Origin of the sequence: Bacillus sp. FSL R9-9497 (assembly GCF_038005805.1) — a bacterium.
GTDB classification, from domain to species: Bacteria; Bacillota; Bacilli; order Bacillales; family Bacillaceae_G; genus Bacillus_A; species Bacillus_A cereus.
Window position 1 is genome coordinate 222,906 of record NZ_JBBOTY010000001.1, and the last position, 14,595, is coordinate 237,500.

Here is a 14,595-nt window from a genome sequence, read left to right on the forward strand (position 1 = left end):
GAAATGATGAAAAATACGTGGCGTGAGTTAAGGGAGATGGACCGTAACGTATGGATTCGATTTATTGGAGAGACGTTAAATGGAATTGCAATGATGATGTTAATGCCTTTTTTTGCATTATATTTAAAAGATAAGGTAGATTCGTTGTTGGAAGTTGGGGTTATTATGGCGCTTTCTCCAATTGCTGCAAGCTTTGGATCACTTATAGGAGGGAGAATTGCTGACATATATGGAAGAAAGCCTATTATGATATTTTCTATGGCAAGTAATGCATTATTAATGCTCGGTTTTCTATTTATAGAAGGATTTATTCCATATGCGATTTTATCTATTTTTTTAGGGTTGAGTAATTCTTTATTTCATCCAGCTGCATCAGCTATGGTCGCAGATGTAACGGCACCAGAAAAAAGAACAGAGGCATATGGTTTATTACGAATGGGACACAATATAGGTGCTGCCATTGGTCCGATAATGGGAGCATCAGTAGTTGTGTTGTCAAAGAACCTTGTGTTTATTATTGCCTCTTCTACAATGCTATTTTATGCGTTACTTGTATTACTTCTTATTCAAGAGACGATGCCAAAGAGGACAGATAAGGAAGAACATAAAGAAAAGGAATCTGGGGCAGTTTGGAAAATTGTAATGCAAGATAAGGCATTAATGATTTACTTATTAGCAGGTATTATCATTTCGATGGGGTTTTCTCAAACCGAAGGCATGTTGCCACTACATTTTGATAATGAAATGAAGCGTATTTTTGGAACGAATAATCCATATCCATATTTAATGGCGTTAAACGGACTATTAGTTGTTTTATTCCAGTTTCAAATTTCAAAATGGGCTACGGATAAACCAGTCGGGAAGACGATGTTATACGGTGCATGTTTATTCGGGATTGGATTATTTTTTATAGGGTGGTTACCGAAGTGGTTTGGAGAATTTAATACAAATGCTACAATTATTTTAATAACACTACTGTTCGTTTATGCTATATATACGTTAGGTGAGATGATTATGTCGCCTGTACAGATGACATTTGTAGCAAATTTGGCCCCTGAGCATTTGAGAGGGACTTACATGGGAGCTGCAAGTTTGCAGTGGATTACAGGAAGCGCATTTGGTCCACTTTTGGGAGGTTTTTTATTAGATCGATTACTTGGTCACTTTCTATTTACAATTTTAGCTGTAGGATGTGTAGTTGCAGGTATTGTATATGTTTCTTTAGATCGCCTTGTGGAGCAAAGGCAAAAAGACACACTGACCAAACAATCGTCTTAGTGAATAGGTGACATACACAAAAAAGGGGATTTCTACATATTTTAGGTACATAACTAGATTAGATTGCCATTTTATTTTGTGTACCTATATAGAAAATGAAATGAAAAACCAATAAGTGATGTTATTTAATTATTTATGGAAGTTACATTTTATTTCAAATAGGAACTACCTATTTTTATAAAAAGTGCTAAAATAGAAAAATGAAAACAATTGGTTAGGGTGATTTCATTGACGAAAATTAAATTAGGTTTATTATATGGTGGAAAATCAGCTGAGCATCAAGTTTCGCTACAGACGGCTCTTGCTGCTATTAAAGCGTTAAATCAAGATAAATTCGAGATTCATCCAATTTATATTACAGAACAAGGTCAATGGGTACGCGGTGAGCGTATTGAAGGTGAAGTAACAGATGTTGAAGCTTTAAAAATGAGCGGTGCAGAAAATGCGATTTCTCCGTTATCATTAAGTACAGAAATTATCCCATCTGCAGCTTCTGAGGAGAACGCTATTGACGTTATTTTCCCATTACTACATGGACCAAACGGTGAAGATGGAACGGTTCAAGGACTATTAGAATTAATGAATATCCCTTATGTAGGAAATGGTGTTCTAGCATCATCTGCTGGTATGGATAAAGTTGTTATGAAAAACATCTTTGCAGAGGCTGGTTTAAAACAAGCAAAATATGCATCCTTTATTCGTAGTGCATGGGAAAAAAATCGTGAGGAAGCTTATTCTAAAGTAGAAGATAAGTTAGGATATCCTTGCTTCGTAAAACCAGCAAACCTTGGTTCAAGTGTTGGTATTAATAAGTGTAAAAATCGTGAAGAACTTGAGGATGCATTTGTAGAGGCATTCCAATTTGATCGCAAAATTATTGTAGAAGAAAATATTGTAGGTCGTGAAGTAGAAGTTGGGGTACTAGGTAATGATGAGCCGAAATGTTCAGTTGTAGGTGAAATCGTTCCGAAAAAGGACTTCTATGATTATAAGTCGAAATATATCGATGGTGATACGGCGCTAATTATTCCAGCTGAAATGACAGAAGAAGAATCTAATGTAATTAAGCGTGATGCGATTATTGCATTCCAATCATTAGACGGTGCAGGTTTAACGCGAGCTGATTTCTTCTTAACGAAAGATGGAGAAGTGTATATTAACGAAGTAAACACAATGCCAGGATTTACACCGTTCAGTATGTTCCCTCTATTATGGCAACATACTGGGTTACCGTATCCAGAATTAATTGAAGAGCTAATTCGTTTAGCGATTGAACGTCACGAAGAAAAACAAAAAATTAAATATACAATCTAACAAAAAGGAGGAAGCACTATTCATAGGAATAGTGCTTCCTCTATGTAAGGAGCGTTTCTATATGATAAAGCGAATGTTAAAGCAAGTGGAACAGATGGTAAATGGTACTGGATTAGAAGAGCAATATGAGGGAATTACTATTCAAGGCGTGTCTATTGATACGAGAAAAATTGAAAAAGGAAACTTGTATGTTCCGATTCAAGGGGAGCGCTTCGATGGACATGCTTTTGTAGATAAAGCTGTTGAAAATGGAGCTGTGGCTACATTATGGATGAAAGATGTAGCGAATCCACCTGAGAATCTTCCGGTTATTTTTGTGGAAGACACGCTATCGGCATTGCAAATGTTAGCGAAAAATTATCGCGATCAATTGGATGTTAAAGTTGTAGGTGTAACGGGTAGTAACGGTAAAACATCTACGAAAGATATTGTAACAAGTCTTCTTGCGACTAAATTCAAAGTGCAAAAAACAGAAGGGAACTTCAATAACCATATCGGATTACCTCTTACCATTTTAAACTTAGAAGAAAATACAGAAGTAGCAGTATTAGAGATGGGTATGTCAAGCCGAGGCGAAATTGAATTCTTATCTAAGTTAGCTCGTCCTAATGCAGCTATCATTACGAATATTGGTGAGGCACATTTAATGGATTTAGGATCTCGTGAGGCAATTGCTGAAGCGAAATTAGAAATTGTTACAGGGTTACAAGAAGGTGGCGTGTTCGTATATAACGGAGATGAGCCTTTATTAACGAATCGTGTTCCTGAAATGAATTTAGCAGCAGAAACGGTTACGTTTGGTGATGCAAGAGCAAACGATTATTATCCAACGACTGTAACATTACAAGCAACTGGGACACATTTCAAAATGAATAGAGATGAAAATATTTCATTCTACTTACCGGTGTTAGGAAAACATAATGTGTATAATACACTTGCTTCAATGGCAATTGCGAAACATTTTGGTGTAACGTGGGAAGAGATGAAAGAAGGTTTAGTAACACTTCAAATGACGGGCATGCGTATGGAAATTGTGAAAACAAATAGTGGTTTAACAATTATCAACGATGCTTATAATGCAAGTCCGACGGCTATGGAAGCAGCGTTCCATTTAATGAATGGTTTAGATGGTTTTGCTAAAAAAATCGTTGTGCTTGGTGATATGTTAGAACTTGGAGATCAAGAAGTGCAGTTCCATTATGAGGTAGGAAAATTAATCGATCCAGCAAAAATCTCGCATGTATTCACATACGGTAGATTAGGGGCTCAAATTGCTGAAGGAGCGAAAATTAATTTCCCTAATGAACGTGTAAAGGCGTATGATAATAAAGAAGAGTTAGTAAAAGATTTACAAGCAGTAGTCGATGTGAAAGATGTTGTATTAATAAAAGCATCTCGCGGTATGAAGTTAGAAGAAGTAATTACGATGTTGAAATAATTGGTGTATATAAATAGGGATGATAGTTACGAAAATAGAAGAAACTTATAATAAGCGCTTACAGTAAATATAAAAAAATAAAAGTGAAGAAAAAAACTCTGAATATGAAAATAAGGTAACAGTTGGGTTTGCTTTTTACACATACAAAACTTATAATTGATAAAGTGTAATAACGTTTAGAAGTATTTTCGCGAAGAATATACGCCCGTTTATATACGTGAGCATTCAGGAAAAGGGCTTTTCCGCAAATTCGGAAAACGCCTTTTTTTAAATGATAAGTATAGGATAGAAAAGGAGAAGTAACATTGACAACATTTCGAGAATTAGGATTAAGTGAATCTTTACTGCAATCTGTTGAAAGTATGGGCTTTGAAGAGGCTACGCCGATTCAAGCTGAAACAATTCCACATGCATTGCAAGGTAAAGATATTATTGGGCAAGCGCAAACAGGTACAGGGAAAACAGCAGCATTCGGATTACCACTATTAGATAAAGTGGATACAAATAAAGAAGCAGTTCAAGGTATTGTTATCGCACCAACGCGTGAATTAGCAATTCAAGTTGGAGAAGAGCTATACAAAATTGGTAAACATAAACGCGTTCGTATTTTACCAATCTATGGTGGTCAAGATATTAACCGCCAAATTCGTGCTCTAAAAAAACACCCACACATTATTGTTGGTACGCCGGGTCGTATTTTAGATCATATTAACCGTAAAACACTTCGCTTACAAAATGTAGAGACTGTTGTTCTTGACGAAGCGGATGAAATGTTAAACATGGGCTTCATTGAAGATATTGAAGCAATTTTAACAGATGTGCCAGAAACACATCAAACATTACTATTCTCAGCGACAATGCCAGATCCAATCCGTCGTATTGCTGAGCGTTTCATGACTGAGCCTCAACACATTAAAGTAAAAGCAAAAGAAGTAACAATGCCAAACATTCAGCAGTTCTATTTAGAAGTGCAAGAAAAGAAAAAGTTTGACGTGTTAACACGCTTGCTAGATATTCAATCTCCAGAGCTTGCAATCGTATTCGGTCGTACAAAACGTCGTGTTGATGAATTATCAGAAGCGTTAAACTTACGTGGTTATGCAGCAGAAGGTATTCACGGTGACTTAACACAAGCGAAACGTATGTCTGTATTACGTAAATTTAAAGAAGGTGCTATTGAAGTTCTTGTTGCAACAGATGTTGCTGCACGTGGTCTTGATATTTCAGGTGTAACACACGTATATAACTTCGATATCCCACAAGATCCAGAATCATACGTTCACCGTATCGGTCGTACTGGCCGTGCAGGTAAAAAAGGTATTGCAATGTTATTTGTAACACCACGTGAATCAGGGCAATTAAAAAATATCGAGCGCACAACAAAACGTAAAGTTGATCGTATGGAAGCACCGACACTTGACGAAGCATTAGAAGGTCAACAACGTTTAATCGCTGAAAAACTTCAAAGCACAATTCAAAATGAAAATTTATCATACTACAAGCGTATTGCAGAAGAAATGTTAGAAGAGAACGACTCTGTAACAGTAGTAGCTGCTGCTTTAAAAATGATGACAAAAGAGCCGGATACAACTCCAATCGCTTTAACATCAGAACCACCAGTTGTTGCAAGAGGTGGCGGTTCTAAAAAACGCGGCGGTAACGGAGGCGGATACCGTGATGGTAACCGTAATCGTAGTCGTGATGGACGCGGCGGTGGCGATGGACGTAATCGTGACCGTAACCGTGATGGAAACCGTGATCGCAATCGTGATGGTAACCGCGATCGTAATCGTGATGGTGGTAGTCGTGGTCGTAGAGGTGAAGGCCAAGGTCGCCCTGGTTCTTCAAATGGACGCGGCGAAAGAAAACATCATAGCCGTCCACAAGCTTAATAAAAAAAAGAGAATGCCCTTTGCGGGCATTCTCTTTTTTTATTTCTATAATTGTGCATACTACATAATAGTTATGATAGAAAAGGGGCTGTTATATGCTTGTAAGGCTTGGTTACGTTGCGATGAGTGTACATTTGAAGAATGCATCTCCATCTCAAACGATGACGTATGCACAGTTTCAGAAATTAGATGATCGTGCTGCTGCAATTCGTAAACTTGAAAGAATTGCTAATTCCAATTTAGAAAATTGTTTACGTTTATTAAAGCATAATAAAGGGCATGACATATCTTTCTTTCGGCTCAGTTCAAAGCTCATTCCTTTAGCGAATCATGAGGAATTGCTAGAGTGGAACTATATTCGTCCTTTAAAAGAAAATTTAAAAAAACTAGGTGAATATGCAGTTCATATGAATATGAGAATTGATTTCCATCCAGATCATTTTGTTGTACTAAATTCATCTGAGGAGAGTGTTTTTAAACAATCTGTAAAAACATTGCAGATGCACAAAAAATTATTAAAAGGCATGGGGATTGAACATAAGCAACGATGTATACTGCATGTTGGAGGAGGATATAAAGATAAAGAACTTGCATTAGAGCGCTTTATAGAGAATTGGTCGAATGTCCCAAGGAGTATTCAAGAAATGATTATATTAGAAAATGATGATACAACCTTTACGTTAGAGGAAACATTATATTTAGGAGAAAAATTAGATATTCCCGTCGTATTTGACTTGCATCACCATATGATGAATAATGAGCAAGAAGATTGGTATGAAGATTGGGCACGTGTCGTTCATACGTGGGAAACGTCTTTGTTGCCGGTTAAAATGCATATCTCTAGCCCTAGAGAGGGGAAAGATCCAAGAGCCCATGCAGATTATATTAATGTAGACGCATTTTTATCTTTTTTAAGAAGGATAAAGGGAAGTGTTCCGCAAATTGATTGTATGATTGAGGCGAAGATGAAGGATGAGTCTTTATTTCAATTAATGAGAGATTTAAGTGAACAAGTAGATGTAGAAATTATCGATGGTGCAAGCTTTTATATTAAATAAGCTTTGCACCATCGTTTTTTTGGGTTAAAAAAGGGGTTAAAATGCCACCGGTTATTAAACCTGTTAAATGACTGATCGGATTGGCAGAAGGGTTAAAGAAAGTAAATAGCAGTAATAGAAGAATCATAATTGAGAAAATGGCAATTTCTTTTGGTTTTGAAGAGCGGTATCGATTGTACAATAAAAATAACTGTGCACCTAATAGTCCGAAAATACCACCTGATGCACCTGCGTGAATATATTCAAGCGGCATAATAATATAAGAAGAAATATTTCCGGAAATTCCAGAGAGAAAAAATAGAATAAAAAAAGAAAAGTGTCCGAGTTGCTTTTCGATAGAGGAACCAAGAGCAAACAAAAAAATACTATTAGAAAGAAAATGTTGTAAGTCTACGTGTACGAGAAGAGAAGTTATGACACGCCACCATTCTCCTTTAGCGATATATTCATTAGAGGCTGCCAGTGGTAAGAGAAAAAAGTCGCCTAATATCATCATGACTAAATGAATAAGAAGTAAGGTAAGAATAGTCGGTTGTAAAGAAATATGAGTGGATCTTATTAGCATACGGTTACTTTCACCCCTTTTGCATCAGAAAGATTCTCTGTTATTCTTATAAATATGAAAGAAGAAAGTTAAATAGAAGAAGGGGATTTCGAAATGATTATAGGGATTGGTATCGATATTATTGAATTAAATCGTATTGAAAAAATGCTAGATGGAAAGCTTAAATTTATGGAACGTATTTTAACGGAAAATGAACGTAATGTTGCTATGGAGCTGAAAGGAAGTCGCCTTACAGAGTTTGTAGCTGGAAGGTTTGCAGCGAAAGAGGCGTATTCAAAAGCTGTAGGTACTGGTATCGGAAAAGAAGTGAGTTTTTTAGATATTGAAGTGAAAAATGATGAAAGAGGTAAGCCAATTCTGATTACAAGTACAGAGTATATTGTTCATTTATCAATTAGTCATAGTAAGGAATTTGCTGTTGCTCAAGTTGTTTTAGAAAGCTCGTCACGCTAGTCTGCATATTTTATATCTTTGTCTCATATATTTGAGGTAGCGATAAGGAAGGTACATCTTCCATTCATTTATAGGGGCAAAGGGGCTGAATTGATGAAAAGGCGTCTGTTTTTAGTTCTTGTCGGTTTGTTGACCGTTTTTGTGTTGGCGGGTTGTATGGAAAAGAAGCAAGATGATGTCGTGAGAGATTTAGAATCAAAAGTAAAAGGGATGAAAAGTTATCAAGCTGAGGCAAAATTATCTATTAAAACAGGCAATGAGCCTCAAGAGTATAACGTAGAGATTTGGCATAAGGAACCGTCTTTTTATCGTGTGAATTTAAAAAATGCAAAAAAAGATCAGAGCCAAATTATTTTGAGAAATGAAGAAGGTGTATTTGTATTAACGCCAGCACTTAATAAGAGCTTCCGTTTTCAAAGTGATTGGCCGCAAAATAGTAGCCAGGCTTATTTATATGAATCACTTGTAAGAGATATTTTGCAGGACAAGAAAAACCTTACTTTTGAGAAAACAGATAAGTATTATATTTTTAAAACAAAAACAAACTATCAACATCAAAATATGTTGCCGAGACAAGAGATTACATTGAATAAGAGCGACTTGACTCCAGTTTCAGTGAAGTTAATGGATAATGATCAAAATGTTCTTGTGAAAGTAGATTTCTCTAAAGTGAAATTCGATGCGAAATTTGATAAAGGTGCATTTGATACGAAACAAAATATGTCTAGAGCACAGGTAGATGTTCAAACAACAGCGAAAGAAGACAAACCGTTTGCTATTTTGTATCCACTTGATACACCACAAGGTATGACTCTGCAAGATGAAAAAGAGTTGAAGACAGACAGTGGCAAGCGTGCGATACTCACATACACTGGAAATAAGAAATCCTTTACTTTAATACAAGAAAAGGCAAAAGTTGCAGAGGCATCATCAGCGGTAAGTGTAAGTGGAGAACCAGTTGATCTTGGGTTTACGATTGGTGCATTAACGAAAGACTCTGTAACGTGGTCGCATAACGGAGTAGAATATATGCTCGTGTCTAAAGGTTTAGAGCAGAAGGAGCTGTTAATGGTTGCTCGTTCGGTTACAGCGAAGCAGGTGAAGTAAACTTCTTAGACGTGGTGATATATGTGCACCACGTCTTTTCTTAGTTTGAAGGTGGATTTCATAAAAGAAGCATATAAAAGAATAAGCTTCGCATATCGTGTATAAGGAAGTGTATTTATGGAAGAAGCACCATTTTACCGTGACACTTGGGTGGAAGTGGATTTAGATGCCATTTATAACAACGTTACACATATTAAAGAGTTCATCCCAAGTAATGTAGAGATTTTTGCTGTAGTTAAAGCAAACGCATATGGGCACGATTATGTACCAGTGGCTAAAACGGCATTAGAAGCAGGTGCAACGAGGTTAGCTGTTGCTTTTTTAGATGAAGCTTTAGTGCTTCGGAGGGCTGGTATTACTGAGCCGATTTTAGTGTTAGGTCCCTCGCCGCCGCGTGATGTAAATGTAGCTGCTGAAAATGATGTAGCGCTAACTGTTTTTCAAAAAGAATGGGTGGACGAAGCAATTAAACTTTGGGATGGTTCATCTGTAATGAAATTCCATATTAACTTTGATAGTGGTATGGGGAGAATTGGAATACGTGAAAGAAAAGAGCTAAAAGAATTTTTAAAGAGTTTAGAGGGTGCACCGTTTTTAGAGTTAGAAGGAGTATACACGCATTTTGCAACGGCAGATGAGGTTGAGACTTCGTATTTTGATAAGCAATATAACACGTTCTTAGAGCAGTTAAGTTGGTTGAAAGAATTCGGAGTGGATCCTAAGTTTGTTCATACAGCTAATAGTGCTGCGACGTTACGTTTTCAAGGGATTACATTTAATGCAGTGCGAATTGGGATTGCAATGTATGGATTATCTCCTTCTGTAGAAATACGTCCTTTTTTACCATTTGAATTAGAACCAGCGCTATCACTTCATACGAAAGTCGCTCATATTAAACAGGTAATTAAAGGTGATGGAATTAGTTATAACGTCACCTACCGAACGAAAACGGAAGAATGGATTGCGACTGTAGCGATTGGCTATGCAGATGGGTGGCTTAGAAGGTTGCAAGGATTTGAAGTGCTTATAAATGGTAAAAGGGTACCGATTGTAGGGCGAGTAACAATGGATCAGTTCATGATTCATCTTCCTTGTGAAGTGCCACTTGGTACGAAAGTTACGCTTATTGGAAGGCAAGGAGATGAGTATATTAGCGCTACAGAGGTTGCGGAATACTCAGGGACTATTAATTATGAAATTATTGCAACGATCAGTTTCCGTGTGCCAAGAATATTTATACGGAATGGTAAGATTGTAGAGATAATTAATTACTTGAACAATATATAGAAGGTAGTATGATTGCTTCTTGTCATTGGAGTGACTGTTCATTGCTGGATAATAAGCTCTTTTTGATGAGAAGCTTTTTACTTATAATCATTTTTTATATAAGTTGCACGTAAGTTTTGAAGAGGAGTTCTATTGTTTTTAGTTAGTTATGAGATAAAAAATTTAAGAAGATGAATGTTTTGTTTGTGAATTGGAAAACATAAGCAAGGAATAAGGAAGTCTTTGCAACAGGCTCCATACAATGGTATTATTACAATAGGTGTCATATATATATTTGGGTGTGTAGTTGACGGTGGAGGTGTATTTTTGTGTCCGAATCAAGTGTAACTACTGAAATCGTGGTTCGGTTGCCAAAGCAAATGGTAACGGAATTGGACGGAATTGGAAAACAAGAGAATAAGAATCGCCATGAACTAATTTGCCAGGCAACACAATTGTTATTGCGTCAACATAAGACGAAGAAACGCTACCAACATGAATCAATGCGACGTGGGTACATTGAAATGGGAAAAATTAATCTTGGTATTGCATCTGAAGCTTTCTTAGCAGAGTATGAAGCAGCTCATACAGTAGAACGCTTAGTTAGCGGGGGGTAATATTTTGATTGTAAAACGCGGCGACGTGTATTTTGCAGACCTTTCCCCAGTTGTTGGTTCTGAGCAAGGAGGCGTTCGTCCGGTTCTTGTCATTCAAAATGACATCGGAAATCGTTTTAGTCCAACGGTGATTGTAGCGGCTATTACTGCACAGATTCAAAAAGCAAAATTACCCACTCATGTGGAAATTGATGCGAAAAAGTATGGTTTTGAGAGAGATTCTGTTATTTTACTTGAGCAGATTCGAACAATCGATAAGCAACGCTTAACGGACAAAATCACTCATTTGGATGAAGTGATGATGAGTCGTGTAGATGAAGCGTTACAGATTAGTTTAGGACTAATAGATTTTTAAATCGGCAGTTTAAGTTGCTCTCTTTGAAGGGCAACTTTTTTTATTATAGAGGAGGTTACGGTTGTATATGGAAATGGTAGATAATCGACAAGCGTTAATGAAAATGTTAGTGAAAGAATTAGGCTTTACCGAAAAGCAAGTTCGTCATGTTATTCAATTAACAGAAGAAGGTAACACAGTTCCATTTATTGCTCGTTACCGAAAAGAATGGACAGGCTCTTTAGATGAGGTGCAGATTCGTACGATTTTAGAGAGATGGCAATATATGATGCAACTTGAAGATAGGAAGGAAGAAGTTCTTCGTCTTATTGATGAGAAGGGGAAACTGACAGAAGAGCTACGACAGCAAATTGTTAAAGCTACAAAGTTGCAAGAAGTAGAAGATCTATATCGTCCATATAAAGAGAAAAGAAGAACGAAAGCGACAATTGCTAAAGAAAAAGGATTAGAACCATTAGCTGAATGGTTATTGTTATATAAGAAAGAAGATCCGGCTAAAAAGGCAGTGGAATTTATTAATGTAGAGAAAGAAGTGCAATCTGCAGAAGAAGCTTTACAAGGTGCACAAGACATTATTGCAGAAATGGTTTCAGATGAAGCTGCGTATCGTAGCTGGATTCGAAATGTTACTTTTAGAAAAGGTGTTATGTCTTCGTCCGTGAAAGATGAAGAAAAAGATGAAAAGAATATATATGAAATGTATTACAGTTATGAAGAACCATTGCAAAAAGTAGTACCACATCGTGTATTAGCAATGAATCGTGGCGAGAAAGAAGATATATTGAGAGTTGCTGTTGTTCCGCCAGTAGATGAAATAGTAACTTTCTTAAATAAGAAAGTAATTCGTAATAACGATTCGAAAAGTGCACATTATGTACAATTAGCGATTGAAGATGGTTATAAACGATTAATTCAATCTTCAATCGAAAGAGAAATTCGTAAAGAATTAACAGAAACAGCTGAAGAACAAGCGATACATATTTTCTCTGAGAACTTACGTAACTTATTATTACAACCTCCGATGAAAGGGAAAGTCGTGCTAGCGGTAGATCCGGCATATAGAACTGGTTGTAAATTGTCTGTAGTAGATGATACGGGGAAAGTACTACATATCGATGTTATTTATCCGCATCCACCTGTTCGTAAATATGATGATGCAAAAACGAAAGTTCTTTCTATTATAGATAAATATCAAGTTGAAATGATTGCAATTGGTAATGGGACAGCATCTAGAGAAACAGAAGAGTTTATAGTAGATGTATTACAAAGTGTGAACCGAGATGTCTTTTATATTATTGTAAATGAAGCGGGTGCTAGTGTATATTCAGCTTCTGATTTAGCCCGTGAGGAATTCCCAAATTTACAAGTTGAAGAGAGAAGTGCCGTTTCTATTGGAAGACGTCTGCAAGATCCACTTGCTGAACTTGTGAAAATTGATCCTAAATCAGTTGGGGTTGGACAATACCAACATGATGTATCTCAAAAGAGACTGAATGAGTCATTAACATTTGTAGTAGAAACAGCTGTTAACCAAGTTGGGGTTAATGTAAATACGGCTTCGGTTGCATTGTTACAATATGTTTCAGGTTTATCGAAAACTGTTGCGAAAAATATTGTGGCAAAGAGAGAAGAAGATGGGAAATTCACGAAGCGCACGGAATTAAAGAAAATCCCGCGTTTAGGTGCAAAGACGTATGAACAATGTATAGGTTTCTTACGTATACTAGAAGGAGCGAATCCATTAGATCGAACAGGTATTCATCCAGAGCAATATAAAAATGTTGAATTGTTATTGAAGAGTCTAGGGTTATCGATAGATGACGTAGGACAACCGCAATTACAAAAGAGATTGGAAGAAGTAGAGATTTCTAAGTTATCTCAAGAAACAGGAGTTGGGGAGCCGACGTTAGTTGATATTATAGATGCGCTTATTAGTCCAGAAAGAGATATGAGGGATGAGTTGCCTAAACCACTTCTGAAAAAAGGGATTTTGAAATTAGAAGATTTAAAACGTGGTATGGAACTAGAAGGAACAGTTCGTAACGTTGTTGATTTTGGTGCTTTTGTTGATGTTGGCGTAAAGCAAGATGGTTTAGTACATATTTCTAAACTTAGCAAACAGTTTGTAAAGCATCCGTTAGATGTTGTATCAGTAGGGCAAATTGTAAAAGTATGGGTAGATGATATTGATACAAAAAAAGGACGCGTTGCACTATCTATGTTGCCGATTGAATAGTAAGAGAAGAGAGCAGATGAAACTGCTCTTTTTTTATGGAATAAAAAGTGTAATGGATTATGAGCTTTGATGTATTTTGCTATAATAAAACCAGCATTCATTTAATAATTTAATTTGATACCGGTTTTTTTCGAAATATGCACGTTGCATTTGTTTTTTTAGCCACGTAGGCATAGGAATCCCTCCTTGTTTAATCCTGCTCTCAAAAATCTAAAATGCTATTGATGAGAGGTTGGTGAGTGGATTTCTATTCATGTTTTGTTTTTAGAAACCACGCTTCTTACATGAGGATGGGTATATGTACTATTTAATATATGTATAAGAAGGGAGAAAAGTGTAAAAATATTTTTTTGTTTAGGAGGAATGAGAGTGGATGAGCAAGAAATTCAGCGACTAGTGGAAGAAGTGTCACTACAATACTTTGAGATGCCGTTCTTACATAAAGCAGTGTTTAATAATAGATTACGTACAACTGGTGGGCGTTATTTATTGAAGAGTCATAATATCGAACTGAATTATCGATATTACGAAGTGTATGGTGAAGAAGAGTTAGTCGGGATTATTAAACATGAGCTTTGTCATTATCACTTACATATTGCAGGAAGAGGGTATAAGCACAGGGACAGGGATTTTCGTGAGTTGTTAAAGAAAGTTGATGCACCACGTTTTTGTAAACAAATGATTAATGAAGAGAAGGAAAAAAAGATTTATAAGTATGAATGTATGGAGTGTTCACTTCAATATGTAAGAAGGCGTCAAATAAATACAAAAAGATATGTCTGTGGAAAGTGTAAAGGGAAACTCAAACCGATATCGAAAACATCTTGACAGTAAAAACGCAATCCAGTATATTATAAACATGTCACGTTTGAACAAGATGTTGTTAAAAACTTCTTGACTTACAGAGAGAATTTTTATAAGATACAAATTGTCCTCATTATTCCGCAGTAGCTCAGTGGTAGAGCTATCGGCTGTTAACCGATCGGTCGTAGGTTCGAGTCCTACCTGCGGAGCCA

Annotated in this window: 14 protein-coding genes and 1 tRNA gene; 13 read left to right on the forward strand and 2 right to left on the reverse strand. The window is 36.5% G+C overall.

The features are described from left to right. Positions 1–6: 6 nt before the first annotated feature. The 5 genes from MKY21_RS01285 to uvsE all read left to right on the forward strand — a co-directional run bounded on the left by MKY21_RS01285 (position 7) and on the right by uvsE (position 6,980). Positions 7–1,278, forward strand: coding sequence for an MDR family MFS transporter (locus MKY21_RS01285; RefSeq protein WP_000799719.1), 1,272 nt, complete (start codon positions 7–9; stop codon positions 1,276–1,278). Between the two features lie 228 nt (positions 1,279–1,506). After that, entirely contained in the window at positions 1,507–2,592 is a 1,086-nt protein-coding gene (locus MKY21_RS01290) for a D-alanine--D-alanine ligase (RefSeq protein WP_000161427.1), read from the forward strand. Positions 2,593–2,653: 61 nt separating this feature from the next. Beyond that, complete coding sequence (murF, locus tag MKY21_RS01295; RefSeq protein ID WP_000595970.1) at positions 2,654–4,030, forward strand: UDP-N-acetylmuramoyl-tripeptide--D-alanyl-D-alanine ligase; 1,377 nt, start codon at positions 2,654–2,656, stop codon at positions 4,028–4,030. A gap of 305 nt (positions 4,031–4,335) precedes the next feature. Next, on the forward strand, positions 4,336–5,922 hold the full coding sequence (locus MKY21_RS01300; protein WP_000206600.1) for a DEAD/DEAH box helicase: 1,587 nt from the start codon (positions 4,336–4,338) through the stop codon (positions 5,920–5,922). Positions 5,923–6,017: 95 nt separating this feature from the next. Then, the gene (gene uvsE / locus MKY21_RS01305; protein ID WP_341075274.1) at positions 6,018–6,980 is read left to right on the forward strand and encodes a UV DNA damage repair endonuclease UvsE; all 963 of its coding nucleotides are present in this window, start codon (positions 6,018–6,020) and stop codon (positions 6,978–6,980) included. Here the strand turns inward: uvsE and MKY21_RS01310 are convergent. Further along, positions 6,973–7,545 (reverse strand): rhomboid family intramembrane serine protease, encoded by a 573-nt coding sequence (locus MKY21_RS01310; protein ID WP_000908524.1) that lies wholly within the window; start codon positions 7,543–7,545, stop codon positions 6,973–6,975. The two genes, uvsE and MKY21_RS01310, sit on opposite strands and share 8 nt — an antisense overlap. A 93-nt stretch (positions 7,546–7,638) precedes the next feature. On the opposite strand from MKY21_RS01310, the gene acpS reads away from it, so the two are divergent. The 6 genes from acpS to MKY21_RS01340 all read left to right on the forward strand — a co-directional run bounded on the left by acpS (position 7,639) and on the right by MKY21_RS01340 (position 13,579). Then, on the forward strand, positions 7,639–7,998 hold the full coding sequence (gene acpS / locus MKY21_RS01315) for a holo-ACP synthase (RefSeq protein ID WP_000583417.1): 360 nt from the start codon (positions 7,639–7,641) through the stop codon (positions 7,996–7,998). A 156-nt stretch (positions 7,999–8,154) separates the two neighbouring features. Beyond that, positions 8,155–9,105: a LolA family protein gene (locus MKY21_RS01320; protein WP_001998927.1), complete on the forward strand. Its 951-nt coding sequence runs from the start codon at positions 8,155–8,157 to the stop codon at positions 9,103–9,105. A gap of 117 nt (positions 9,106–9,222) precedes the next feature. Beyond that, entirely contained in the window at positions 9,223–10,392 is a 1,170-nt protein-coding gene (gene alr / locus MKY21_RS01325) for an alanine racemase (protein ID WP_000390614.1), read from the forward strand. A 308-nt stretch (positions 10,393–10,700) separates the two neighbouring features. Next, the gene (locus tag MKY21_RS01330) at positions 10,701–10,988 is read left to right on the forward strand and encodes an antitoxin EndoAI (RefSeq protein WP_000004570.1); all 288 of its coding nucleotides are present in this window, start codon (positions 10,701–10,703) and stop codon (positions 10,986–10,988) included. Between the two features lie 4 nt (positions 10,989–10,992). After that, positions 10,993–11,343, forward strand: coding sequence for a type II toxin-antitoxin system endoribonuclease NdoA (gene ndoA, locus MKY21_RS01335; protein WP_000635965.1), 351 nt, complete (start codon positions 10,993–10,995; stop codon positions 11,341–11,343). 67 nt (positions 11,344–11,410) lie between these two features. Further along, positions 11,411–13,579, forward strand: coding sequence for a Tex family protein (locus tag MKY21_RS01340; RefSeq protein WP_000426240.1), 2,169 nt, complete (start codon positions 11,411–11,413; stop codon positions 13,577–13,579). A gap of 57 nt (positions 13,580–13,636) precedes the next feature. Here the strand turns inward: MKY21_RS01340 and cmpA are convergent, their stop codons facing one another. Beyond that, positions 13,637–13,753 (reverse strand): cortex morphogenetic protein CmpA, encoded by a 117-nt coding sequence (gene cmpA, locus MKY21_RS01345; RefSeq protein WP_001143642.1) that lies wholly within the window; start codon positions 13,751–13,753, stop codon positions 13,637–13,639. Between the two features lie 195 nt (positions 13,754–13,948). Between cmpA and MKY21_RS01350 the strand changes: the two genes are divergently transcribed. Both MKY21_RS01350 and MKY21_RS01355 read left to right on the forward strand, forming a co-directional pair. Next, positions 13,949–14,407 (forward strand): SprT family protein, encoded by a 459-nt coding sequence (locus tag MKY21_RS01350; protein WP_000344235.1) that lies wholly within the window; start codon positions 13,949–13,951, stop codon positions 14,405–14,407. Positions 14,408–14,520: 113 nt separating this feature from the next. Further along, a tRNA-Asn gene (locus MKY21_RS01355) sits at positions 14,521–14,595 on the forward strand.

Bases quoted from the DNA above. Each gene is read 5' to 3' on its own strand.
- MKY21_RS01285 (WP_000799719.1), top strand. From the start codon at position 7: ATGAAAAATACGTGGCGTGAGTTAAGGGAGATGGACCGTAACGTATGG.
- murF (WP_000595970.1), top strand. From the start codon at position 2,654: ATGATAAAGCGAATGTTAAAGCAAGTGGAACAGATGGTAAATGGTACT.
- uvsE (WP_341075274.1), top strand. From the start codon at position 6,018: ATGCTTGTAAGGCTTGGTTACGTTGCGATGAGTGTACATTTGAAGAAT.
- MKY21_RS01310 (WP_000908524.1), bottom strand. From the start codon at position 7,545: ATGCTAATAAGATCCACTCATATTTCTTTACAACCGACTATTCTTACC.
- acpS (WP_000583417.1), top strand. From the start codon at position 7,639: ATGATTATAGGGATTGGTATCGATATTATTGAATTAAATCGTATTGAA.
- MKY21_RS01320 (WP_001998927.1), top strand. From the start codon at position 8,155: ATGGAAAAGAAGCAAGATGATGTCGTGAGAGATTTAGAATCAAAAGTA.
- alr (WP_000390614.1), top strand. From the start codon at position 9,223: ATGGAAGAAGCACCATTTTACCGTGACACTTGGGTGGAAGTGGATTTA.
- MKY21_RS01340 (WP_000426240.1), top strand. From the start codon at position 11,411: ATGGAAATGGTAGATAATCGACAAGCGTTAATGAAAATGTTAGTGAAA.
- cmpA (WP_001143642.1), bottom strand. From the start codon at position 13,753: ATGCCTACGTGGCTAAAAAAACAAATGCAACGTGCATATTTCGAAAAA.